The organism is Petrimonas mucosa (genome assembly GCF_900095795.1).
GTDB classification, from domain to species: Bacteria; Bacteroidota; Bacteroidia; order Bacteroidales; family Dysgonomonadaceae; genus Petrimonas; species Petrimonas mucosa.
Genome location: NZ_LT608328.1, coordinates 2,457,175 through 2,483,553, shown reverse-complemented (window position 1 = coordinate 2,483,553; position 26,379 = coordinate 2,457,175). Strand labels below are relative to the sequence as shown.

At 41.7% G+C, this 26,379-nt stretch carries 13 protein-coding genes; 9 read left to right on the top strand and 4 right to left on the bottom strand.

Annotated elements, in window-relative coordinates:
* Positions 1 to 47 precede the first annotated feature (47 nt).
* The 9 genes from ING2E5A_RS09980 to ING2E5A_RS09945 all read left to right on the top strand — a co-directional run bounded on the left by ING2E5A_RS09980 (position 48) and on the right by ING2E5A_RS09945 (position 16,394).
* The gene (locus ING2E5A_RS09980) at positions 48 to 3,374 is read left to right on the top strand and encodes a hypothetical protein (protein WP_071137279.1); all 3,327 of its coding nucleotides are present in this window, start codon (positions 48 to 50) and stop codon (positions 3,372 to 3,374) included.
* Entirely contained in the window at positions 3,367 to 7,503 is a 4,137-nt protein-coding gene (locus tag ING2E5A_RS09975) for a DEAD/DEAH box helicase (RefSeq protein WP_071137278.1), read from the top strand. The genes ING2E5A_RS09980 and ING2E5A_RS09975 overlap by 8 nt, the downstream gene beginning before the upstream one ends.
* 99 nt (positions 7,504 to 7,602) lie before the next feature.
* Positions 7,603 to 8,688, top strand: coding sequence for an IS110 family RNA-guided transposase (locus ING2E5A_RS09970; RefSeq protein WP_071137244.1), 1,086 nt, complete (start codon positions 7,603 to 7,605; stop codon positions 8,686 to 8,688).
* 395 nt (positions 8,689 to 9,083) lie between these two features.
* Entirely contained in the window at positions 9,084 to 9,758 is a 675-nt protein-coding gene (locus tag ING2E5A_RS09965) for a DUF1998 domain-containing protein (RefSeq protein ID WP_071137277.1), read from the top strand.
* A 147-nt stretch (positions 9,759 to 9,905) separates the two neighbouring features.
* Positions 9,906 to 11,021: a Fic family protein gene (locus tag ING2E5A_RS09960; RefSeq protein ID WP_071137276.1), complete on the top strand. Its 1,116-nt coding sequence runs from the start codon at positions 9,906 to 9,908 to the stop codon at positions 11,019 to 11,021.
* A gap of 47 nt (positions 11,022 to 11,068) precedes the next feature.
* The gene (locus ING2E5A_RS15610) at positions 11,069 to 12,217 is read left to right on the top strand and encodes a site-specific DNA-methyltransferase (RefSeq protein WP_197678499.1); all 1,149 of its coding nucleotides are present in this window, start codon (positions 11,069 to 11,071) and stop codon (positions 12,215 to 12,217) included.
* A gap of 6 nt (positions 12,218 to 12,223) precedes the next feature.
* Positions 12,224 to 13,021, top strand: a complete 798-nt coding sequence (locus ING2E5A_RS15605) for a DNA methyltransferase (protein ID WP_394332584.1) — start codon at positions 12,224 to 12,226, stop codon at positions 13,019 to 13,021.
* A gap of 67 nt (positions 13,022 to 13,088) precedes the next feature.
* Entirely contained in the window at positions 13,089 to 16,124 is a 3,036-nt protein-coding gene (locus tag ING2E5A_RS09950) for a type III restriction-modification system endonuclease (protein WP_071137275.1), read from the top strand.
* Positions 16,125 to 16,136: 12 nt separating this feature from the next.
* Entirely contained in the window at positions 16,137 to 16,394 is a 258-nt protein-coding gene (locus ING2E5A_RS09945) for a hypothetical protein (protein WP_071137274.1), read from the top strand.
* Positions 16,395 to 16,401: 7 nt separating this feature from the next.
* Here ING2E5A_RS09945 and ING2E5A_RS09940 read toward each other — a convergent pair whose 3' ends face one another.
* The 4 genes from ING2E5A_RS09940 to ING2E5A_RS09925 form a co-directional block, all read right to left on the bottom strand.
* Positions 16,402 to 17,613: a transposase gene (locus tag ING2E5A_RS09940; protein WP_071137273.1), complete on the bottom strand. Its 1,212-nt coding sequence runs from the start codon at positions 17,611 to 17,613 to the stop codon at positions 16,402 to 16,404.
* A 741-nt stretch (positions 17,614 to 18,354) separates the two neighbouring features.
* A complete protein-coding gene (locus tag ING2E5A_RS09935; protein WP_071137272.1) occupies positions 18,355 to 21,291 on the bottom strand; it encodes a glycosyl hydrolase in 2,937 nt (978 codons plus the stop codon).
* 124 nt (positions 21,292 to 21,415) lie between these two features.
* Positions 21,416 to 23,206 (bottom strand): RagB/SusD family nutrient uptake outer membrane protein, encoded by a 1,791-nt coding sequence (locus ING2E5A_RS09930; RefSeq protein WP_071137271.1) that lies wholly within the window; start codon positions 23,204 to 23,206, stop codon positions 21,416 to 21,418.
* Between the two features lie 12 nt (positions 23,207 to 23,218).
* On the bottom strand, positions 23,219 to 26,287 hold the full coding sequence (locus ING2E5A_RS09925; protein WP_071137270.1) for a SusC/RagA family TonB-linked outer membrane protein: 3,069 nt from the start codon (positions 26,285 to 26,287) through the stop codon (positions 23,219 to 23,221).
* Positions 26,288 to 26,379: the final 92 nt, after the last annotated feature.

The window sequence follows — 26,379 nt, the reverse complement described above, 5'->3', positions numbered from 1 at the left end:
TATCAACACTCTGGAAGAATTAATATAACCTGATAAACGCAATTATTATGGAATACGTTAATGAAATAATTAAATTTTCACAAACTTATCCGTCATCTATTTGGGTAAGTTTAATCGCATTTAGTGCGACTATTATATTTTTAATTGTTCGATTAATACGAAAAAGAAATCTTCACAAATCTAAAGGTAAGAGAGACACTTTTGATGTTACTTCAATTGAGATTAAAAATCCTGAAATTAGCAATTTTACTAACTCAAATATTCAAGAAGACATAAACGATTGTGGAAGAAATAATAAATCAAGAACAGAAACGGGACAAACACCATTTGTGAAAGAAGAAAATATAAATGAGAAAACACAAATTGATGTAAATGATCAAATAGAATATGATAATAGTGTCACAATTAACACTTTACTTAATGAACCTGAAAGCAATAATGGTACTGAAAATATTGAAGTTGAAATAAATCCTCATATTATTTCAAATGAAAAAATTGCTGAAGATGACCAGTTATGGACAATTCCCCAAAAGCGTAGAATACCATGCAAAGATGTGCAAAAAAATGACATATCCGAATTGCTTCAAAAAATAGACAGAATTTTCGCAGAGAATAAATTATTAGGCAACTATGATTTTACTGAAGATGAGTATTCAGCACTGCTTGAAAATGTTGGTCTTTTATGTAGTTCTCTTCTTTCTTATGGTAACGTGTTTGAAGAGAATTACCATAAATTAATATTTGCCACTCTTGTTGAAATTGCAAAACGATGGAAGGATTTTGATAATAAAGACGACACCGAAGAAAACAGTCGTTTTTGGGATTATATATCCAAACATCTAATAAATGAGGATTATATCAACCAAAAGTTATATCAAGCTTTTACAGATGTTATCTCGCAGTTGGGAAGAAAACACTTAATTCCTATTGTTTTGACAGGCAAAAAGTACTATTCAACCCTGATGATGCATTCATTTGCTCCGAAGAATAGTATTTTTTCATTTTATGACCTATGTTATAATATTTTCAAAAATGATTTGGATTTTGGTTTTACTAATGATGACGAATGGCAATGTGAAAGATTTGCCTCAGAAATCGCAAATTTTTTAGGTCATGGGTATCGTGAAGACAAAAAAGTTACTATCGGCTCAAGTGTATATTCTATTAAAATTGGTTTACGGTCTTTTGCTCTGAATGAGGATTTATTCATTGATTTTGTTGAGTTTATAAAAGATACGCTTTTTCATATCAATAAATTGTTCTATAAAGAGCCGATTAACGAAGACACAAGATTAAAACATTACATCGTAGAATGGTGGAAAAATAAATCTGAATCTGAGAAAGTATCTGGTGATACAAACCGGAAAAGGAGAGTTCCAACTGTTTCAAAAGGAGATATTGTTGCGAAATATATAAGAGACGATAGTTCTGTTTTTATCTACATTCCTTCAATCAGACTGGATGATGACAACAGCATTGTGTCGCTTAAGGTTTTTGTGAATGGAGAACAGATTCGTTCTGAAGAAATTAAAACAAAACGTGGCGAATTAGTTGTTGCGACAAAACAAATTGAATTGGAATTGAATGATTTGTTGAAATATTCTGATGCAATTAATCTGAGAGTTGAAATTAAAGAAAATCATAAGATAATTTTTGATTCAGAAAGAAACAAAGCGACATCATTACATAGGGAGTTTATTTTATTTGAGGGAGAAAAAGAAGTTTTAAGTCAAATAAATAAGCCGAATAATTATTTCGTATATTCCAAGGACATTGATGCGTTAAAAAGTGTACCAAACGAATTGACAACATATGGAACTAATTTATATAATATATATCCTAAAGCAGGTGAAAGTTTATCGGGTGAAATAAAACAAGTTTTTTTCGTAGATAAGACAAAAACAGCAAGCATAGGTAAGACTCCTTGTTTGATTGGAGAGGTACAAAATGTAGAATGGTTCTTTGATGATATTTCTTGTATGGTCTATTCTGGTGGTGTTAAATTGTTGATTCCAGAAAATACCAATTTGAAAGCATTAGAATTGAGAATTGATGATAAAGCTCATAAATTGCACGAACTTGGCTTTGAAAGAATTGAAAGCGGTTGCTATCATTTTGGTTTAAAAGTAATGGGTTTGATTCCTGAAAATAATCCAACCGAAATCATTTTATATTCCTACGAAAAAGAATTAACAATCTTAAGAGAAACATTAATTGTTATGCCGAATCTTAAAATACAGTTTAATCATCCTTTTTATTACGGTGATATTGAGCGAAAGCTAACTGTATACAATGGTGATGAAGATATAGTATTAACGTGGAGCAAACAAGATAATGAGATAAAATGTCCAATCAATGATGGCATGCTAGTGATAAAAATTGCATATCTAAGATGGAGAATAAACAACAATGATTGGCACAATGAACCCATTAACAGAAAATTATGGTATAAAGATTTTTTAGCAAATGGGGATATATTAGAAATTGATAATCCCAATGAAAATGATGACATTACAATATTGGGCAAGGTAAATGGAGAATCATTTGAAATTATCAAAAATCAAAATGGAAAATTTGAAATCGGAAGGGCAATTTATGCCAATGAGGGCATAACAGATATTTCTGTTTGTATTGTTTATGGGAAAGAGATTTTTGAAATTTTTACTGTTTCCACAAAAGAGCATTTTATTGCAAATCCATTGTCATACATTGATGGAAAAGTGCTTTGGAATGTGGAAGATACTTTTATCGGAGATAAAAACAATGAATTTTTTCTTATCATTAAATCACCTGATAATAATTTTCGATCTAAAATCGATTGTAAGACCTGTGAAATTAGGAATCTGCATGAAGATATATGTAAAATTCAGGTAAAAATTAAAGACAAAAATATCTTCTCAAAAGCAGAAAATTATCAACTAATCTTTGAGGGGGAATTGCTGATTGGCTCACCTGACAAACTTCGATTTAAGTACAAAAAGATAAGGTTGTTAAGCGCAAATTGTTTTAACAGCAAAAAATCCGAATGGATTCCCTTTATTCCAAATTACTTTATTGACAAATTGCAGTATTTAGAAGATTCTGAAACTATCTATTATATTGGACGATTGCATGTAATTGACCAAAATGGTAATACAAGAGTGTTAAACACCATGATAAATGAAAAAGGGACTTATGATATTATTAATCCTGTAAGAATTGAATTAAGAGACAATAACACATTATGGCTGGCAGCTGGTTTGGAAGGAAGAGAAATTAATATTGGTAACTTATTCTGTGATAAATTGCGTAAGGGTATTTGCAACATTCAAAAGCAGGACAATCGTTATGATGAAATAATACTTTACAAATTTAAGGAAGAAGAAGATGTTTAATCCGGCAAAAGCAGCAGATGAAATTAAGAAAGAGTACATTGGTTATATCAGTACTACCTTTCATTTTCGCAATCAAAATCTGCAGAAAAAATTAGTTGAAGAGTTAGATAAAACTGTTTCAAACGGACCATTCGTTGAAATAAAAGATTCTTTTAAATCTGGGAAATCAATTGAAGAATTGATTGATAATGGAACGTTGTCACCACTTTTTAGAGATTTGGAAAGCAAAAAAAAATACCCACCAAAACTTCCCATTTCCCGACCTTTGTATTTACATCAGGAAAAGGCTGTTGAGAAAATTGTCTCTGGAAAAAATTTAGTAGTATCAACAGGTACTGGGAGTGGTAAAACAAATTGTTTTTTGATTCCCGTTATCAACGAATTACTCCGAGAAAAAGAAAAAGGGCAACTGAATGATGGAGTCAGGGCAATTTTCATTTACCCGATGAATGCATTGGCAAACGACCAGATTAAAGGACTGCGTGAAATTCTGATGGCATACCCTGATATTCGTTTTGGGGTTTATAATGGTGGTACGGAAAATAGAGAAATGGATGCAATTAAGCTTTATGAAGCAATGTATGCCAACGAAAAATATCCGGAATTGAGAAAGAGGTTGCCAAATGAGGAGGTGTCCCGTGAAAGGATGAAGGAACACCCACCCCATATTTTGTTTACAAACTATGCCATGTTAGAACACATGCTTTTTCGACCAGGCGATGATTCAATATTCAGTAATTCCAATTTCAAATTCGTAGTATTGGATGAGGCGCACGTTTATGCAGGGGCGACTGGAATTGAAACTGCATTTCTAATGGGAAGATTAAAAGGCAGGATAACCGGTAAAAGAAAGCCTCAATTTATTCTAACATCAGCAACATTAGGAGATGGTAGCCCATCAAGTAATGAGAGGGTCGTTGAATTTGCGGAACGATTAACAGGTTGTAATTATACCACTGATGAGATAATAACAGCCTATCGTGATAACTCACAAAAGTCATCTAAAATTTATCAATATCCGATTCAATTATTTACTGACTTAGCAAATGAGGAAAATTTCTTTAATGATATTTTAGATAAGTACAACCTTGATTTCAAATACTCTAAAGAAAGAGAGGAAGGAGAGGCAGAAGTATTATATGATATCATTTCTTCTTCGAGTTTTTATGCTAAAATGAGAAGCAAGGGCAGTTTATTAAAACTCAGTGATTTTGCCGAACTTCTTGAAATAACAAGCCAGGAAGCAGTAAGATTTATTGCGTTGTGTGCGAAAGCAAGAAAAAATGGGAAACCGCTCATTGATATCCGATATCATTATTTTCTCAAAGCATTAGATGGCTGTTATTTAGCACTTGACTACAAAAATAGTTTGTCGCTAATAAGAAGAGACCATTTTCCTATTGCATATGAAAAAACAGCAAAAATGTTTGAAATTGCTGTTTGTGAAGATTGTGGAGAAATTGCTATTCTTGGAAAGGTAACAAATGGTAAACTGCTTATAGCAAGTAATTTGGATGAACTGAGTTATTATCAAGTGCAATACAACCAAAATTTATTTGAAGAAGAGGAAGAAAACGGTAAAAATGAAATCAAGATAAAAGCGAAGAAGAAAAATGAAGATAAAGTTTTTTATTTATGCAAAAACTGCGGTGCAATAGTGGAAGAGGACGAGGCTCATAATAGTTGGTGTACTTGTGGAAACATTCAACAAATAAAGATTTTTAAATCGCCCAAAGATAATTGTTTAAATTGTGGTGGACATTTGAGACGATTTAATTTGGGGTATGATGCAGCCACAGCAGTTATTGCAACCTCTTTATACGAACAAATACCAGAATATAAATTTGATGTTGAAGAAAACGCTGAAGAACAATCAACTACTAATCCATTTTTACAAAAAGTCGAAAAGAAAAAAATTAAATCAAGAACAGGGAGTCAATTTCTAATTTTCTCAGACAGCCGTCAGGGAGCTGCAAAATTTGCTTGCTATTTAAGTGAATCTTATAAAGAATTTTTACGTCGACGAGGAATTTGGAATGTAGTTACACAAGAAGAAAGCAATTATAAAGAAGGTCTGAACATTAGTGATTTTGTAAGCGTACTTGACAATTATTATTCAGGATTGAATTTGTTTCGTAAAAGCAATTCCGACCATATAGAATCGTCAATTACCGAAAATCGGCGTAATGCATGGGTTGCTGTCCTTAATGAGCTTTATAATTGCAATCGAGATACATCACTCGTTTCATTGGGTAAAATCTCTTTTGAATATCTTGGAAATAGCGATGATATTATTCAGGTGGTTGTCAAAAATTTTAATCTTTCCAAACAGGATGCAAAGAATTTCCTAAATTTCCTCGCGTTTGAAATTGTAAGATCGGCTGCAATTATTACAGACAAAATAACAGATATAAATCCTAATGACAGGGAATACTTGTATTATACACCATATCAGAAATTTATAACTAAGTACAAGGATGATTCTGTTTTTAATTCTCAAGGTTTCATGCCTACTCCAAGAATATTGAAAAGCGGAGAAAAAAAATACTATCGTTCGAATAAATTATGGCTCACAACAAAAATTCTCCAATTAGATGGTGATAAAGCAGTTGAGTTTTTAGGTAACTACTGGGATTATTTGGTATCAGACAATAACAAATTCAAACTTCAAACAAATGATGGTAAAGGTTATTTTATTCCCGCAAATTATTTCAAAGTCAATTTAGGGAATAATGCAGTTCTTTGGAAATGTAAAAAGTGCGGTAAAGTAACTCAATTTAATATAGGCAATAATTGTATTCAAATTGGTTGTGAGGGAATACTGGAAAGATTAAACTCCGAAGAATTTTGCAACGACAATTATTATGCAATGTTATATAAAAGTGAAAAAGTATCGCCTTTATTTGTTAAGGAACATACTGCTCAACTTGCAAAAAAGGATGCGTTAGATTATCAGCAACAATTTATTCGAAAAGAGATTAACGCTCTTTCTTGTTCTACGACGTTTGAAATGGGGGTTGATGTCGGAGAATTGGAAACAGTATTTTTGCGAAATATTCCACCTCTCGCATCGAATTATGCACAAAGAGTCGGACGTGCAGGTAGAAGAATAGATGCAGCCGCTTTTGCATTGACATTTGCAAGGTTAAGTTCTCATGATTTTACTTTCTTCGATAGTCCAATAGAAATGATAAATGGAGTGATTTATCCACCAAAGTTCAATTTAGATAATGAGAAAATATTAAAACGTCACATATACGCCGTGGCTTTAAGTTTATACTTAAAAATCAATCCAGATTTGTATTCCGCTAATAATGCGAAACCATTTATTAACGAAAAGGGGTATCTGGGTTTTCTTGATTGGCTTAAATCTGAACCAGTTGAATTATCCGATTTATTAAGAAATTCTATTTCAATCACAGATAAACAACTGAAAAACAAATACATCAATAGTTATGAATGGTTAGAAGAATTTATTGGTGAGCAAGGAATATTTTCAAAAATCATGAAGGAGTTTGAACAGAATGTCGAGTATTTAAAAAGGGAATACGAAAAGGCAATTCGAGCAAGAGATGTAGATACTGCTACTATATTTAGTCGGAAATTAGAAAGGTATCAAAAAAACGATTTGATTGATTTTCTGGTTCGAGGTAATATTCTTCCAAAATATGGTTTTCCTGTTGATTCTGTAGAATTAACTCAGAATATTGCTGCAAAAAGTTTCAAATCATTAAACTTAAGTCGCGATTTATCAGTTGCCATTGCCGAATATGCACCGTCATCTGAAGTGGTTGCCGACGGTGGCTTATATACAAGTCGTTACATTAGAAAACCTATTGTAAACAAAAGCGAAATGAGCGACTTTGAGACTGGATATTTTTCAAAATGCTCAATCTGTGATGAAATAAATTATTCGAAAATGCCAATAGGTACAGATGGAATACCGTGTGCCATTTGTGGCCATATACTAAAAAATAGAGATTTCTATAAAAGTATTGAGCCAAGGGCAGGTTTTATCGCAGAAGAGGAAATAAAAAACGTCCCGCTTCGTTCACAAGAACGTAAATATAGAACAGATGCCATCTATATTGGTGACGAAACGGCTTATCCAATTAGTTCCTATGTTTGAAATTGTAAAAGACGGATAGGTAGTCCAGTAAAAAAGCTATATCATTTTAGTTAACTTTGTTTTTGAGAGATAACAATCTTAACTTAAACAATATAGCTTATGAACAGAGGACAAAGTAACAAATTAGATTTCAAAGGGCAAAATATTTACGTAGGAATCGACGCCCATTTGAAAAGTTGGTCGGTGGCAGTGTTATCCCAACATTCTGTTCTGAAGAAGTTCAGGCAGGATCCGAGTCCGGAATCGCTGCACAAGTTTTTGACAACCCATTATCCGGGAGCGGATTATCATTCGGTTTACGAAGCGGGATTCTGCGGGTTCTGGATACACGAGAATCTGACAGGATTAGGGATCAACAACATCGTTGTCAATCCGGCTGATGTGCCGACCATGAGCAAGGAGAAATTACGCAAGACCGACGCGGTTGATTGCGGGAAACTGGCCAGGGAATTACGGTCGGGAACATTAAAAGGCATTTACGTGCCGGATGTCGCCACCCTGGAAATGCGTTCTTTGATAAGGTTGAGAAACAGGATCGTAAAAGACACCACGAGGGAAAAGAACCGGATAAAGTCGTTCCTGCGATTTCACGGGATAGACATCCCGGAAGAATTTACACGTCATTCGGTGGGGAACTGGTCAAAGCGGTTTTTGGCATGGCTGCGCGAAGTGTCGCTTTCCACCGAATATGGGCGGCAGGCACTGAACATACACATAGAGCAGTTTGTACGCCTGCGCGGCATGCTTCTCGAACAAACGCGGATATTGCGCGCATTATCCCGCAGTGAAGTACTCAAGGAGCCGATACGCCTGCTTGCATCGGTTCCGGGAATAGGGATAACCACCGCCATGTCGTTGGCGGTCGAGATAGACGATATCCACCGGTTTTCCAGCGCCGACGCACTGGCTTCCTACATCGGACTGATTCCCATGTGCCACTCCAGCGGGGAAAGTCAGGGCGACGGCAACATCACGGTTCGCAAGCACGCGATGTTGCGCTGTTACATAATCGAGGCTGCATGGATAGCCATAAGGAAAGATCCGGCAATGACATTGGCCTATGAGGGATACCGTAAACGGATGAATGCCCAGAAGGCCATAGTCAAGGTAGCCCGTAAACTGGTGAACAGGATATTTTTCGTGCTCAAACATGGACAGGAATATGTGCCGTGCGTTGTCAATTAACATACAATCCTACAGTGTAAGCAATTTTTCCACGGGGGAAACACTGTCATATTATTGCAGCTTTGAAGTCTGCTTAAATTAGTATGTGACCCCCGCCTATCGTAAACTGATACAGGAATTTGCAGCTCCCGCCGCAAGGCCGGGTAGTCTGCTGTGGAAAGATTGTTTACCGTAGGATGTAGGATCGGGTTTTCTTAGCCATATGGACAGTGTCAGTAATACTGAAAAAGGAGGCAGAATATCCACCTCCTAAAGTAGCATTACTGCATACCGTCAGGGTGCTTATTGCTGACAGGTTGCCCCCCGGCAGAGCCTGTTTCCTCTTAACACCCTGATGCAAAGATAAAATTTAAAAGTTAATTAAAATGAATTGTCCAATTTTATTGGGATTTTAAATGGAAAGTAAATATGAATATGAATTTGAAAATATCAAATTAGAGGTTGAATCCACTGCGAACGATTCTCTCGTGGTTAAGTCTACTGACTTTTTTTACGTATGCCCAAAATGTGGATATTCAATCGCAAGCGACGAAGCAAGTAAATTATCAGAATATGAAGACTACAGACCAGGTGTTGCTCGAATAGAAAAGAATAATAAGAGTCATAATAATCCTTTTGGAAAAGGCAAATGTAGTAATACTTCACTCATAAGATATAGCTTGCATCATGAATTTAAAACAGATGTGGCAAAAATATCCTTTGAATGTGATACTTCAGACTATTCAACAATGTTGTCGGTAATGCATGCTCTACTTAATTCTTTTGCGCATGAGTTCAGCATTGAAAGACGAGATATTAAGGCATGCTTAACTTATAAGAAAACAAATGGGAAAATGGAACATAAGATTATAATATACGATGCTGTTCCGGGTGGTGCAGGACATTCAAGACGTCTTGTAACAGAAGATGGAGAAATATTAAAAGCAGTAATAAAGAGAGCAATAAATTTACTGGATACTTGTAAATGTTCTCCTTCCTGCTATCGTTGTTTACGTAGCTATGAAAACCAAAAAATACATGAAATTCTTGACAGAGAACATGCACTGAAGTTTTTAAAACAATTCGTATAGTCTTATTGGGATAATTCAAATAAGTTTGAGTACATGTTTCGGAGACAAGACATTTAGACAACAATTTAACAGTAATATTTGTAAAGAAATTGCGTACGTTACATAATTAACGCTATTTTTGTTGTCAAACTGCAAATTTTCTTTGTTATGCAATACAATACAGAAGATTCCGTCAAATATCATTATGGAGCATTTCCGCCGAAGGAGATTGATTACTCCCTCTTTATCAGTGAACTGTTAAGTGCCACCGATGTACTGGCACGTTACGACCAGATGCTGAAAAATATGCATAACAATGAGATTCTACTGGCTCCGATGCGTAACAGAGAAGCTCTGCTCTCCTCGCGAATCGAAGGGACCATCAGCACAATGGATGAGATCATGCAGTATGAGGCAGATGATGACGGAACCGCTTCGGTACAGGCAAAATCGGATGTGATTGAGATAGTCCTTTATCAACGTGCATTGAAGAACGCGCAACAGGTTCTGGATTCCAGGTACCAATTCAATGTGAACTTTATCAAACAACTCCACCAGCAAATGCTTTATGCCGGTAGGGGTGCCAGCAAATCGCCTGGGGAATTCAAAACATCGCAGAATTTCCTTGCTGATAAAACACGTAGGAACGTTGAATATGTTCCCATCAGTCCCGAACATTTGCAGGAAGGATTGGATAAACTGATGCACTTTATATCGGACAGCTCACTCCCGTCCCTAGTGAAAACGGCCATCATCCATCTCGAGTTTGAAGCCCTGCATCCGTTTCAGGATGGAAACGGACAGATAGGAAGGATGTTGATCACGTTGCATCTGTGGATGGAAAAGATGTTGTCGCAACCCTACTTTTACATCAGTGATTATTTTGATCAGAACAAAGAACTTTATATTAAAGCCATGAGAAACGTATCCAAGACAGGAGACTGGAACGAGTGGATCCGTTTTTTTCTGGAAGCAGTAAAAGCTCAGGCAATATCCAACCTGGATATCTCGGAAGAGATATACAACCTCTATGAGGAGATGAAGTCGGAGTTTGTCAAACTGCTGGCTTCAAAATGGAACACGGAGATTTTGGATTTTATTTTCACCAATCCGGTTTTCCGTAACAATAAATTCATCAGGAATACAGGAATTCCCACTGCTACAGCAGGTAACATCATCAAAAGATTACTGGATGCAGGATACCTGGTTCAGAAAGAAGAACCGTCTGGCAGAAGGGCAGCCCTTTATTCATTCGAACCCCTGATGCGTCTGGTAAGGGTGTAAGAAAATCAATCAAGCAATTAATACAATAGAGATACAAATCATCTGCAATGGAAAAATTAACACAGGAAACAGTGAACTTCACGGAGAAAAATATCGACAAGATAGCCGCTCTTTTCCCGAGTGCCATTACCGAAACCAAAGATGCCGACGGCAAACTGAAACGAGCCGTGAACTTCGACCAATTAAAGCAGCTGTTATCCGATGAGGTGGTCGATGGGGATGAATGCTACGAATTCACCTGGGTGGGGAAGAAGCAATCCATCATTGAAGGAAACCGTCCCATTCGTAAGACACTTCGACCTTGTAAAGAGGAGAGCAAGAACTGGGACACTACCGAGAATCTCTATATTGAAGGCGACAACCTCGATGTGCTAAAGCTCCTCCAAAACTCCTACCTGAACAAGGTGAAGATGATCTACATCGATCCCCCCTACAATACCGGGAACGATTTTATATACCGCGACAATTTCAAGGTCTCGAAGGAGGATTACGAGGAAGAGTTGGGTCTGTTCGATGAGGAAGAAAACCGGCTGTTTAAAAATACTGAAACCAACGGCCGCTATCATTCCGATTGGTGCAGCATGATGTACCCACGTCTGCAATTAGCCCGCAACCTGTTGACAGATGATGGGGTAATTTTTATATCGATTGATGACAATGAAGTACACAATCTTCGAAAGATATGTGATGAAGTGTTTGGGGAGGAGAATATGATTGCATCAATAATTTGGCAAAAAAAAACAGGTTCATCTGATGCTAATCTTATTGCAACTATAACAGAATATTTATTAGTATTTGCTAAAAACATAAGCAATTCAGTTTTCAATCAGAATGAAGAGGCTCACGATGAAAAAAGATACAAATTCAGAGATGAATTTTTTGAAGAAAGAGGTCCATACTATTATGATAATTTAGATAGAGGTACTCTCGGATATCATGAAAGTCTTGATTATGAAATATCAACTTCTGATGGTAAATCTACTTTTCCAAATGGAAGAATTTATAAATTCAATGATGGTTGGAGATGGAAATGGAGTAAAGATAAAGTAGAATGGGGTTTGAAAAATGGATTTATTGAGATCCAAGCTTCAACTTCAAAAAAAAGTGGTTGGAGTGTATATTATAAAATATATTTAAACGTAGATAACGAAGGTAAACCTATCAAAAGGAGTTCACCATACAAAAATATTATCTAGGGTATTTTGAATACCCATGCTTCGTTAGAAGCAAAAGAAATTTTTGGAACAACTACTTTTTTCTCTAACCCCAAACCAATAAGCTTAATTGATAGATTATTAAGGTTTTCTTCACAAAAAGATGACATTATTCTCGATTTCTTCTCCGGTTCGGCAACAACCGCCCACGCGGTAATGCAACTCAATGCGGAAGATGGGGGTAACCGTAAGTTCATCATGGTGCAGCTGCCAGAAGAGACCGATCCCAAATCAGAGGCTTACAAGGCGGGGTACAAGAACATCTGCGAGATCGGGAAAGAGCGTATCCGCAGGGCAGGAAAGAAAATTGAAGAAGAACTTAAGGCAAAATCAACCAAAGGTGATTTATTTGAAGGTGATAAAGAAGTAAAAATGGTTGACACCGGTTTCCGGGTACTGAAAGTGGACAGCACTAATATGAAGGATGTCTATTACAGTCCATCGCAATACAACCAGCAGATGCTTCTGGACCTGGAAAGCAACATCAAGGATGACCGCACCGATATTGACTTGCTGTATGGAGTACTGCTCGACTGGGGTGTGCCGCTCTCATTGCCCCACATCACCGAAAAGATTGGTGGGAAGGATGTGCACTTTGTGAATGATACCGATCTGGTGGCCTGCTTTGAAGAGCATGTGCCGGAAGAGGTGATCCGGGAGATTGCCAGACGGAAACCGTTGCGGGTGGTGTTCCGCGACAGCTCGTTCCGTAACAGTCCGGACAAGATCAACGTGACTGAGATATTCAAGACACTTTCTCCTGAAACAACCATTAAGGTGATTTAATTCAACTATTCGGAATTCCCGAATAGTTGAGACATTAAAACACAAAGACACAAAGAGATTAGAAGCGATGAAACTGAAATTTAAACACCAGAAGTTCCAGGAGGAGGCTGCCAAGGCGGTATGCGATGTGTTTGCCGGGCAGCCCTATTTGTCGGAAATCAATTACCTGATCGACAGGGGAGATTCTAAAGGGCAGGGCGAGATATACGATTTTACCGGATTCAAGAACCATAAGATCGTTCCGCAACTGACGGACGAGATGATTCTGGAGAACATCCGGAAGATTCAACGGATGCACCAGATCCCGCCATCGTCGGCGCTGGAAGGACGATACAACCTGACCATCGAGATGGAGACGGGTACGGGAAAGACCTATACCTACATCAAGACGATGTACGAGCTTAACAAGCGGTATGGCTGGAGCAAGTTCATCATCGTGGTGCCAAGCATTGCCATCCGCGAGGGGGTATATAAGTCGTTCCAGATCACGCAGGAACACTTCACCGAGGACTACGGAAAAAAGATCCGGTTCTTTATCTATAACTCGTCCCAACTGACCGAGATCGACCGTTTTGCCAGCGACAACTCGCTCAACGTGATGATCATCAATGCCCAGGCGTTCAACGCCCGGGGAAAGGATGCCAGGCGTATCTACATGAAACTGGATAGCTTCCGCAGCCGCAGGCCGATTGATGTGATTGCCAAAACCAATCCCATCCTGATCATCGACGAACCGCAATCGGTGGAGGGAAAACAGACCAAAGAGAACCTGAAGGGTTTCAACCCGTTGTTCACATTGCGTTATTCGGCCACCCACAAGAAGGATAGCCTCTATAACCTGATCTATCGGCTGGATGCCATGGAGGCCTACAACAAGAAGCTGGTGAAGAAGATCGCGGTGAAAGGGATTGCCCAGACCGGTACTACCGCGACGGAAGGATATCTCTACCTGGAGGGGATCAATCTCTTCAAGGAGAAGAGTCCCACCGCAAACCTGGGATTCGAGGTGAAGCAGTCCGCCGGGGTGAAAGCAGTAGTCCGGAAAGTCGAGATCGGACACAACCTGTACGACCGGTCGGGATTACTTGAACAGTACCGGGATGGATTCACCGTGACAAATATCGACGGACGGGACAACTCCATCACATTTCAGAATGGTATCAAGCTATTTGCCGGCGATGTGAAAGGGGCGGTGAACGAGCAGCAGCTTCGCCGGATCCAGATCCGGGAGACCATCCTGTCGCATATCGAACGTGAACGAATGCTTTACTTCAGGGGTATTAAGGTGCTGAGCCTCTTTTTTATCGACGAAGTGGCCAAATACAAGCAGTACGATGCTTCCGGCAATGCGTTTAACGGTTCCTATGCGGATATGTTCGAGGAGGAGTACGACGATGTGGTGAACAGCCTGCAACTGAAAATTGGCGAAGATGCCTATATCAGTTACCTGCAATCGATCACGGCAGACAAAACACATGCGGGATATTTCTCCATCGACAAAAGGAAGAATCAGTTCGTGGACGGAAAAGTGGAAAGAAGCACCCGGGAGAGTGTGGACACCGATGCCTACGACCTGATCATGAAGGATAAGGAGCGGCTGCTCTCTTTCAGTGAACCGGTACGCTTTATCTTTTCTCACTCTGCGTTGCGCGAAGGATGGGACAATCCGAACGTGTTCCAGATCTGCACGCTGAAACAGAGCGATGCGGAAACCCGCAAACGGCAGGAAGTGGGACGGGGACTCCGCCTGTGTGTGAACCAGGAGGGGGAGCGCATGGATACCAATTTTCTGGGAAGCGAGGTGCATCACATCAACCAGCTGACGGTGATCGCGAGCGAGAGCTACGACCGGTTTGCGAAAGCACTACAGACCGAGATTGCCGAGGTGATTGCCGACCGGCCACAGAAAGTTTCTCCCGCGTTGTTCAAGGATAAGGTGCTCTCAGATAAACAGGGTAATCCCTATCCGGTAAGCGAGGAGGCGGCCCTGGTACTCTACGAGAGCCTGGCGGGCTATGGTTATGTGAAGGCGGGGACCCTGACCGATAAGTACTACGAGGACAAGGAGAACGGCAGCTTCCAACTGCCGGAGGAGGTGGAAGCCAGCAAGGAGTCGGTGATGCATATCCTCGATTCGGTCTACAACCCGAAGATGCTTGCTCCCGAGAATGCACGGGACAACAACGTGGAACTCCGTTTCGATGAACAGAAGTTCAACCGGGAGGAGTTTAAAAAACTGTGGGCGAACATCAACACGAAGACGGCCTATGTGGTGGACTTCGAGACGGAGGAGTTGGTACGCAAAGCGATTCAGCGACTGAACAACCATTTACACGTGTCGAGGATCTTTTTCACCGTCACCTCGGGAGCTTTGGAAAAGATTGAGTCAAAAGAATCGTTAGAAGTAGGAGAGGGCTTCAAGCAGCAATCGTCGAAACACATCGATGTGCACTCTGCAGTGAACGGCAACGTGAAGTATGACCTGGTGGGCAAGGTGGTGGCTGAAACGGGACTGACCCGCAATACGGTGGTAAAAATCCTGACCGGCATCGAGAAACCGGTGTTCGACCAGTTCGTGCTCAATCCCGAGGAGTTTATTCTCAAATGCTCCAACTTGATCAATGAGGAGAAAGCTACGGTGATCATTCAACATATTGCTTACAACAAGCTGAACGACAGTTTTGGCACAGAGATCTTCACGGAACCAACCCTGAAAGGCAAGCTCGGGGTGAACGCAATAGCGGCAAATAAACACTTGTACGATTACGTGATCTTCGACTCTCCCTCTGTGGAAAAACCATTTGCCGAACAACTGGATATTAGCAGTGAGGTGAGCGTTTATGTAAAGCTTCCCAAGGGATTTTATATCAGTACTCCGGTGGGGAAATACAATCCCGACTGGGCCATCGCATTCAATGAAGGAGCGGTGAAGCATGTCTATTTCGTGGCAGAGACCAAAGGCGATATCTCCACCATGGAGCTCAGGGAAGTGGAGTCAGCAAAAATATCCTGCGCCCGGAAACACTTTCAGGCGATCAGCAGTGATAAGGTGAAATTCGACGTGGTGGAAAACTACAAGCAGTTGATGAGTTTGGTGAAATGAATCTTGGAAGCCATGGATAAAGAAAATTTCCAAATATTTAGTGACGAGTCTGGATATTGTGGGAAAGATAGATTTGGATCAATAGCTGTCATTTCAGGTCCAAAATCGATAACAACAACCCTTGATGACGAACTAAAAGCGATTCTTCATAAATACAACCAGAAAGAGATTAAATTCGCTGGTGTTGGTGGGAACTTTGAATTTATGAATGCCACAAAAGAATGTATTTCGTTGGGAATAGATTACTGCAATAGTTCGTTAAAAATATAGTTTGGAGTCAAGCAGCACTTGCTGCAAACTCAATGAGTTCCTTGACAAGTTTATCATTTAATCTTCTGTTCGGTTTAATGCCGGACACGCAAATAAATCGTTCAAGCAAGTAGGCATTGTGTATCATCGTTTTACATGATGCCATCGAAAAAGGAATACCTCTTTCCCTTGCCAGCACCTTTGCCAGGTTGACCGAGGTAAGAGATGCATTAAAGTTGAACGATAGCTTTGCTACGTCCCTTGCCTGCGATTGCATCAGTCCTGTGAAGCCTTTGGCATCCCTGAAGCAAAACTCGATCTGAAAACGGGTGCGGTAAAATTCTATAACATCTTTTCCACTCATCTCAGGATTGGTAGAGAAGAACAGTTTGGGATTTTTCCCATCCTTGGAATACCAGATGACAAGCCTGACCATCTGTTTAAATGATTTGGAATAGGCTATCAAGGTGTAGAGATCACCGTTATCAATATTGATCTTTTGCACTCTGGTTGTATCCAGGTTGGCCATGTCAATCTTTCCGTCGTAGAGTTTAGGCCTGCCTTTCTTGCCTGTCGGTTTCTGCAGTGTTGGATAATAAAGTGCGGCGTCATCCCTGAAGCGGCTGACCAGATCAAACTTCATCTCTTGCAGACCCGTAACGAAGTTGTTCTTTGCGAAGTAGGCATCGGCAACCACGTGACGGCTTGCCCGATGGAGTTTCTCCCGCATCGATTTAATGACCAGCAGGTACCAGTCAATCAGGTTGGCATCACGACTCTCCAGGGTTTGACGGTCCGGAGTCTGAACGGCCTGTAGACTGATGCAATCCTTGTTGTCGACGTCTATAAGGCCCACTCCCAGGATTTCCAATCCTCTTTTCGCCTGACCGGCTGCACCCGACCAGAAGTAACCAATCCAAGGGGTATTCTTTCCTGATTTGGATATATAACTGGGATCAATGGCAATTGCCTTGCGATCTCCGGTTAATACCCTATCAGACAAAGACAAGTTAAACTCCAGCCAATCAAAATCCTTCGAGAAGTTCTGGCGAAATCGCTGTTCACACGACTTGCCATATCTCCCCAATTGTAGGAAATTAATCCTGCCGGGAATGACCAGATACAAAATAAGCGTCTCCATAAGGAATGATTTGAAACTTTTGTTTAACTTCGTAGTTAGTTCACCAAGAACATCACTACAGATACCTCTATATTGGTTAAGTATGCTGGTTCTATCCATCTTTATTAGGTTTTGATCAGCTATAAAGATACTGATAATCAGCTACTTAACCATCTTTTTTATGTTAAACTATGTTATGTAAATCATTGAATTTTAATTGGTTAATTGAATATTTACCGAAGTATTGATATTTGTACCGCATATTTATAATAAACAGATAATCATATTATAATACATTTTGCATCGGAAAGTGAATAGCTCACTTTCGTATCTTGAAAGAGAACTTACACGGAATTTTGCCATGCCACTTACAAGTATTTCTATCGGAAAGCAATGTGGTACTGCATGCCGCCCCGGATCGGGCAAATAAAGGTTGCCAAATATTTAGATATTGCCTAATATCTCGTTTGCAATCTCGTTGTTGTATAGGAAAGCTTCACTGCCTGTTCTCATGATCATTTTACTATTCATTCAAAAACCTCGTATCTTGTGGCGCTATTAAATGTGCAATTCATGGCATAAAATTAGATATAAAAGATTGAACAATGGTTAATCAACTATCCGTTTTCTGGTTTGAAAGGGGAGACAGTTCTCCTGTCTGCGGTTTTTGGGGAGTCGATGCAACTTCGACCGGTTGAATATCAATGGATCTACCGACATGGTCGTCAAATAAAAGAAGCGCAAGAGCATGAGAGATAAATCCTGCTACTTGCGCTTCTCTCTATACAAGTTATCTCCCTGCTTTTTACCTGGGGACTTCTCCGGAGCCATCTTTCCTCCAGGTGCAAAAGGGTTGATTTCTCATTGCGCCTTTTTGATTGAAACGGGACCAAGCAACCCGGATGGTTCCAAAGGAATTTCAGTGCGTGGACGCCCTCTAAAGTCGTTCTTCAAAATAATATTGGTTCGGGTAATCTGATCATCACGTGGATTCATCTCATCACCTGCCACGCGATTATACCAGGAGTTGAGTACGGTTATCTCCAGGCTGTTTTTGCCCTCTTTCAACTCGTCGGTTACATTGATACTGAATGGTTTGGTCCATACTACTCCCTTGTCTGTCCCGTTTATCTTGATCCTGGCAATTCCCACATCTTTTACATTCTCCAATTGGAGGAAATAGGAGGTTTGTTTCTCAGGGCTGAAATTGAACTCCTTGTAGTAGGTTGCAGCTCCCGAGTAAAACTTAATCCCCTCGATCCCGGAGGTGGTCCAGTCGGTCAGTTCATCGAAAGTGACCATACCGGGTCCACCATATTGGGGATCAAAGTAGACATCCCAGCTGCCATCTACCACTTGGGCCAAAGTGAGAGCCGGGTAGTTTGTCTTTTCTTCTCCCTGGATATTCTTCCCGATCTTCTTGTTGAACATTATCATGATGGATCCGTAGGGGTCAAACGAAAGTGGAACTGTTGTCCGTCCGTTTTGCTGAGTAAATGCTCTTGCGTCACGGATCTCTCCGTCTAAAGCGTTCCAGATCTCCGGTTGACGTCCTTCGATGCGGAATGTGCAGGCCATATCTCTGGCCTGATCTGTCTGGTTACTGATAAAGTAGAGATCGATATCTCCAATTGTATAATGTATATAGTCGAAATCTTCGATATTCGGGATCTCCAGGTCTGGAGTGATGCCCTTGGCCAGCAAATAATCCCTGGCAGTAACACCCCACGAAACCATCCCCTTCTTGTATTTCCTGCTGCCCTTCTCCGGTGAGCCGTTTCCCCAAATCTTGTCTGCAAGTTCTGTGAATTCACGTTGGGCCTTTTCACCACCGGTAAGGCTGATCAACCGTTCTGGCTTGTATCCGATCACTTCGGCACCCTGCGATAGGATAGATTCCACCTTTTTAAGTGCGTCGAGCGAAAGGACCTTATGGTCTGGGAGTACCAATACCCGGTACTCGATGCCTCCGGGAACAACAATCTTGCCCTTTTTAACCATCAACTTCATCAGGATCGTCTCGTCGGTTACATCGTAGTCGAATCCCGGTAATGCGCCGGCCGGATCCGACTGCTTGTTTGAGAAGACATTGGGTACGTGATCTCCGTAATAATAGAGTACATCCGCTACAAATTTACCTTGCTGAACCAGGAATTGTGTCCGGTGCAGATAGTCGATAAATGCATCGGAATCATGCCACCAGGTGACCTGCGGATTGATGTGTGTGCCTGCAAAGTATTCCTGTCCCGGGACTCCCATCTCTTCTGGCGAGCCGGTGAATGTATGGAAATAGACCCTGTTCAGTCCTGCACAGACTTCGTGATCGAATGAGGATTTCTGATCGTGCCAGAGTTCGTCATTCCAATGGGGGCCTATCGTTGTAAATGATTCGGCTCCCACGATCTTCTTGCCATAAATATGGGCAGCCGCAGATGCCTGTTTCACAAAAAAGCGATGTTGAGGAGTTGGCCGGTGAGGTGATGGTGACCAGAATTCGCTCATGACAATATCGCTAAATCCATAATTTTTTATTCCGTCTAAAGGTCCTGCATGGGGACCGGCCGACTCCGGCTGGATCCCGATGTTGTATTCATGTGCATGCTCCGCAAAACGGGCATAATGGTTGTTTGCCACCAGATCGGCGAGTGTCTTCCTGAAATCGGCCAGGAATGCATGTGAAGCGTCAATATTATCTACAATATGTCCCGCAATGATCGGCAGGTACTGTTTCAGGTCATAGTTACGATAGCGTTTGAACTCTTCAGGGAAATTATTTGTCCAGTTCATGCCGCCACATTCCCAACTGTCGGTCTCCATGAATTTAAGTGTTGTTCCCACATGTTTGCCCGAGGCAACCAATATTGGATCGACCACCTCGTGCCAATAGAAATCGAAAGCATCCTTGCTTAGATAGTCGAGTACCATCCCTTGCCATCCTTCGCTTGAGGTTGAGACATCGGCCCTGGTGCAGGTATAGCCAATTCGCATGATATTCCATTCCCCTTCAGGAGCTTCCCAATTCAGGGTGCCCTGCTCATCCATATGGTGTGAGATATCGATCACCTCCTCCTTGTCAATCCGATAAACCGGTTTGAAACTCCCGGCACCCTGTGGCTGGCTCTTGTTGTCAAGCAGAAAACGGGTATCGGGTGCAGAACCGCCCAGTTCATGGAATCCGAGTTTATAATCTAGGAAGTGGATCTCTTCATCTGCAGTGGCATCTACACGAACGGGAAATGCCAATACTGCAATCTCTTCGTACAACTTATGGTGTGGTGGCTGGCTCAACAGTTGAGTGATCTTCTGCCCTCCTCTGATCTTGACTTCAGAAAAAGTCAACTGTTTGGCTGCATACTCCGGCGTTACGCAAGGTCCCCCCAGATTCCATCCGCTCTGGATGTTGAATCCGATCTCCAATCCGAGTCTCTCGGCTTCGTCGAGGGCGAATACGAAAAGCTCGATCCACTCTTTCGAACCGTAAAGTGGACCAGCGGGGATTTCGTTGTTCCCGCGTTGATTGTGTCCGCCCGCATCAAAGATCATGGCCCCCTGGAAGTTCTTTGACTTCATGGCTTCCAGGTCTTTGGTTATGGACGCTTTGGTGACATTCCCATTCAACCACCACCACCAGCAGTTCACACCGCTGGATGGATCAGGCTCTTTGAAATTATCGGATAGATAACTGTAGTCTACCGGTTTAGTTCCTGTATGGTCAGACTCTGTCTGCTTGCAGCCTGACAGCAACATCAGAAGGATTATCGCAGCGGATGTAAATCCCTGAGTTTTCTCTATTTTCATTGATTTATTCTTTTGACTGGATCGTTTTTTAATCGATTTTATGCAAATTCCCGGTCAGATTTATAAAGATTACCGGAGGGGTACGCCCCCTCCGGCATCATCTCATCTCTAAATATTGGGACTGTTAGTTCCAACCCGGATTTTGTGCCATTACAATATCTTTGTTCGTGTCAATGACGATTTGAGGTATTGGCCACAGGTTGAAGTTTTTCGTCAAGGTTGCCCGTGGATCGTCCCAGTAGGCGTACTTTTTGATGCGCTCTACGGCGACTGTTCCTCCCATCCTGAGCAATGTATTCCAGCGTTTTTCTTCATAGACAAGTTCTCTTGCCCTCTCATCCAGAACCAGATCGAGATTCACATCGGAAGCCTGTACCATATAGCCGCATTTTGCACGACTCCTCAACATGTTGATATCGGATGCGGCTCCGGCGTTATCTCCATTTCTCATTTTAGCTTCAGCGCGCAAGAGAATGGTTTCGGACAGGCGGATCAGATACTCGTCCCTGAAGAGATTGCTCCTGTTTTCACCGTCAGCAATTCCCGTATATTTATCGGTATAGATTTTGCAAGAGACAGGGAAGCATTGGGTAACTGCGGCATCGACAGCATCTTGGCTTTGCCCCTCTTTGTAGATCACATTCCAAGGTACCGGTTTGCCGAAGTATGGCGAGCTTTCCACATTCCCCAGGAACAGTCTGCGAAATACTGCCTCCGAATTCCGCATGTCATCTCCCCATTTTCCTTCATAGATAATGTCGCGTGTATACATCGTCGGCATCATCTGAACGATACCGCGACCACCTACATCCTCAAGTGTTCCGGTAAGATGGGTAGAAAGCGGATCCCGAAATACAGGTCCATAGATACGGGAGTAGGGGAGTTTCGACATGTTATCCTCCTTTTTGTATGCCTGGTAATCAATCTGTGCTACCCAGATGGCCTCTTTATTGCCCGACTGGTAGTCCTGATTTCCTTCCTGGAAGAGATCCCAGTAGACGTTGCCCTCAATGGGATATCCGGCTGCAGAGTATAAGCGTTCAGGTTTCTGGTTGCCTTCAGTATTTGCATAATAGAAGTCTGGATTTTCGTCCATGCGGGTGCCAAAGCGTTCCGTCATCAGGGAGTAGACTGAACCGTTTATGACATCATTACCGTAACTGATCGCCTTCTCGTATGCAGCCTTTGCCTCAGCAGCCTTCCCCTCCTCTTCAAGGGCAATACCTTTGTCCAGATAAAGCTGACACAAGTTGTGCTGGGCAGCACCTCTTACCAGGCGACCGGCGATGGGTGTGGTGACCGGCAGATCATTCAGGATGGCTTCCATCTCGTCTATGGCAAATTGATAGGTCTCCACACGACTGGTTCTTTCAAAATCGTAGCGAGGCGTGGTTGTGATTTCCGTAACAATGGGTACACCACCATATAGTTCTCCCAGATTCCGGTAACAGAATGCACGGAAAAAGCGGGCCTGAGCCACTGTGTAGGCTTTGTTTTCCTGCGATCCCCAAACTATGTTGGGTAACTCCGCGGCATAGAGTGCCAAGTTTGCCTTGCCTATCAACTGGTACCAGTGCGAATAGTTATTATTGAATTCAGTACTACTTGGAGTTATGATTCCATAATCATTAAAGCGGTTTCCCCGCCGGATTGTTGCCACGTCATACATATCGGTGCCATTGCCCGAGAATACGAAAAAGGTATTGTTTTCTTCTCCCATTGCAAACATGCTTCTTACGTGTGCATAACAGCTGATGACCACCTGATCAACCTGTTCCGACGTAGAGAAGGCATTGTCTACTGTATAGAATGTCTCCGGTTTTTCCGTCAAGAAATCGGCATCATTACATCCGGTAAACACAAGTAACGGGATCAACAAGGCGAATAGTATATTATTTATTTCTCTGGATTTCATACTGATAAATTTTTAAAAACTGATATTTGCACCTAATGAGAATGAAGTCAATACAGGGTAAGTGTTCTCTCTGACGGCAGAACCGACCTCCGGATCATCACCTTCCCAATTTGTGATAGTAAAAAGATTCTTTGCAGTCAAGAATAGCTTGAGGTTGCTGATGTTCAGGTCTTTTAGCCACTTATCTTTGAATGTGTGCGAAAGTGTCACATCCTGTAACCGTACAAATCCCCTGCTTTGCAGACCCATGAAACGCCCTCCGTCTCCTGAAAATACAGCCGAGGGGTATTTGTTGCTCTTGTTTTCAGGCGTCCACCAGGGAATATAGATACTGTTCGAGTTGAATAATCCTGAACCGTTTGTCATATAAGCCTCCCTGTTGGCCTTGAGAAAGTAGCCACCCCCGCCAAAGGTTCCGGTGAACATGAAATAGAGGTCAAAATTCTTATAGGTGAGCGTGTTGCTCATGTTCAACTTGAAATTTGGTGTGGTATATCCCAGAATGTCACGATCTGCTGCGGTAATGACCTTGTCGCCATCCAGATCTTTGTATTTGGGAACACCGGCACTCACCCCATTCTTCTCCATATATTCAGTGTCAGTTTCCTGAACGATTCCATCTTGTACATATCCGTAAATTGCACCAAGCGGTTTCCCAATGAATCGGCTGTTGGATATGTCATCATCCTCCTTGCCGTCGCCGTCAAGGTCTTCGCCGTACAAGTGAGCCAGTTTATTGCGGTTCAGCCAGAAGGTAACCCCAGTCATCCATGTAAAATCCTGTTTGGTGATGTTCATGGTTCGCAGGGTAATCTCAACACCTCTGTTGTTAATTTGGCCCAATGAAGATTTGATGGTTTTGAATCCGGTCATTACTGGAATATTTCTTTCGAATATCTGGTCGGTTGTTTTCGAGAAATAGAGATCCACATCTAGGAAAATGCGGTTGTTCAACCATGCCGATTCAAATCCTGTATTCCACGACTCTGTAGTTTCCCAACCCAAATCGGCATTACCCAATGTTCCGGGAATCATGCCGTAAAGGATATTGCTGCTATTACCAAATTGATATCTTGCAGCGGCTTCAGCTCCATTCCTGATGGTAGACAATGTGCCGTACGGGCTAAGTCCTTGATTACCGTTTTTACCCCATGAGAGTTTCAGCTTCAGATCATCGAGTATGTTTTCATCATTCATGAACGGCTCGTTGGTAATTCTCCATGCAGAACCAAATGCCATGAAGTCACCCCATTTTTGATTTACTCCGAATACCGAAGCCCCATCACGCCGATATGAAGCAGTGAGAAAATATTTGTTGTCGAATGAGTAGGATGCACGGCCGAGGTATCCGATATTGGATCGCCTGTCCCCTTCAAGTGTGATCTTTTGGACTGTCGCCTTGTGGAGGCCGTTAATTCCAAGGGTTGTGTTTCCGTTTGCGGCAAAATCATTTCCGGTCATAACTTCCCGCTTGTAATCCCTTCGGTCGCGTGTTGCGACAAGCGTCAGGTCGATGGAGTGCTTATCGAAGTTGGCAACATAGTTTAAAATATTATCAATTACCCAGCTTGTTATATTCCGGTTATCGATGCTGCCGTTGGCATTTGAAAGCAAGTTTTGGTAAGCTTCTGGAGAATAGCGGCTTTCATCATCGTAAGCTCCTTCTTTTACGTAATGAGATTCGTAGTAAAAGTCCGATCTACGCTCCTTTCCGATATTGCCGGCATAATTGAAACGATAGCTCAAGCCGGGCAACCAGGGGAGTTTTATGACGGTGTAGGCATTCATGCGGAAATTGTCACGTAGGTCGGTATTGTCACGAGAACCGTTGGTTACTCCCCATAAAGGATTCTGACCCGATTGCGTATAGGGGTATTTCTCAAGTAACTTCTTCTCTTCATCCCGATACATGACACCGTAGGGTGACATGACATATGCCTGGTTTATTGCGGCTCCTACGCCCGAATAGTCGGATTTGGTGAACGCTGCGTCAACCCCTATCTCCAACCAGCTTGTAATATCAGTCTTGATCTTTCCCAAGAACGAGGCGCGATTGAAATCGTCTCCAATAATTACACCCTGGTTATCTGCATACGAAGCAGAGAGATAATAATTCATTTTCTCGCCTGAACCTGATACCGAGAGTTGATAATCCTGTATCCAGCCGGTGCGCGTCGAAGCATCCAGCCAGTTTGTCTCCTTGCCTGCCTCCCTGTTTGCAGCTTCCTGAGGTTTCAGCCATGTCAAGTCGGTGCTGTTGTTTCTGGCCATAACCGACTCGATCCATTGTTCGCCGTTCATCAACTTTGGGCGATTTATCCAGCTTTGAAGGCTTCCGGATGCGTTGAAATTTATTATCGGCTTATCGGACTTTCCTTTTTTTGTTGTGATGATGATTACCCCGTTGGCAGAACGGGAACCGTAAGCCGCCGCAGATGTGGCATCTTTCAAGATGTCGAAAGAAGCAATGTCGTTTGGATTGATATCATTGATGCTTCCCATGAAAATGACGCCATCAAGTACGATCAAGGGATCGTTCGATCCGGAAATGGATTTTTGTCCGCGCATTTGCATGGATGGTTGACCGCCTGCGGAATTGGTAGCCCCGATGTCAAGACCGGAAACATTTCCTTTTATAGCTTCCAGCGCATTAAGGTTTGATGCAAGAGCAACGGGAGAGTCTTCCAGTTTTACGGACGAGACAGAGCCCGTAAAATCTTTTCTCTTGGCGGTACCATAGCCGATAACGATAATTTCGTCCAGCAACTCCAGATCTTCTTGCAAAACAATATTGATCGTGCTTCTTCCTTCCAGTGCAACGGTCTGAGTAAGCATTCCAAGATAAGACACCTCGAGGGCACTGTTGGAAGGTACGTTTTGCAACACAAACCTTCCATCCATGTCGGTGATGGTTCCTATTGTACTTCCCTTGATTTGAATGGTTGCACCAATTAGCGGGTCCCCATTTGCATCGGAAACATTTCCTCTTACGGTAATTTCCTGGGCCGATCCGTACAAGCAAACTAACCATGCCAAGACAAAGATGGTTGCTTTCATTAGATTTAATACTTTTCTTTTCATCTCATTGGTATTTATTTTCACTGTTGTCCGATAAAAACTTTTTAGAAAAAGTACGCGGGCAAATTTGAGTTTTGCCCGTCGTACTAATAATT

Bases quoted from the DNA above. Each gene is read 5' to 3' on its own strand.
- ING2E5A_RS09980 (WP_071137279.1), top strand. From the start codon at position 48: ATGGAATACGTTAATGAAATAATTAAATTTTCACAAACTTATCCGTCA.
- ING2E5A_RS09975 (WP_071137278.1), top strand. From the start codon at position 3,367: ATGTTTAATCCGGCAAAAGCAGCAGATGAAATTAAGAAAGAGTACATT.
- ING2E5A_RS09970 (WP_071137244.1), top strand. From the start codon at position 7,603: ATGAACAGAGGACAAAGTAACAAATTAGATTTCAAAGGGCAAAATATT.
- ING2E5A_RS09965 (WP_071137277.1), top strand. From the start codon at position 9,084: ATGGAAAGTAAATATGAATATGAATTTGAAAATATCAAATTAGAGGTT.
- ING2E5A_RS09960 (WP_071137276.1), top strand. From the start codon at position 9,906: ATGCAATACAATACAGAAGATTCCGTCAAATATCATTATGGAGCATTT.
- ING2E5A_RS15610 (WP_197678499.1), top strand. From the start codon at position 11,069: ATGGAAAAATTAACACAGGAAACAGTGAACTTCACGGAGAAAAATATC.
- ING2E5A_RS09950 (WP_071137275.1), top strand. From the start codon at position 13,089: ATGAAACTGAAATTTAAACACCAGAAGTTCCAGGAGGAGGCTGCCAAG.
- ING2E5A_RS09945 (WP_071137274.1), top strand. From the start codon at position 16,137: ATGGATAAAGAAAATTTCCAAATATTTAGTGACGAGTCTGGATATTGT.
- ING2E5A_RS09940 (WP_071137273.1), bottom strand. From the start codon at position 17,613: ATGGATAGAACCAGCATACTTAACCAATATAGAGGTATCTGTAGTGAT.
- ING2E5A_RS09935 (WP_071137272.1), bottom strand. From the start codon at position 21,291: ATGAAAATAGAGAAAACTCAGGGATTTACATCCGCTGCGATAATCCTT.
- ING2E5A_RS09930 (WP_071137271.1), bottom strand. From the start codon at position 23,206: ATGAAATCCAGAGAAATAAATAATATACTATTCGCCTTGTTGATCCCG.
- ING2E5A_RS09925 (WP_071137270.1), bottom strand. From the start codon at position 26,287: ATGAAAAGAAAAGTATTAAATCTAATGAAAGCAACCATCTTTGTCTTG.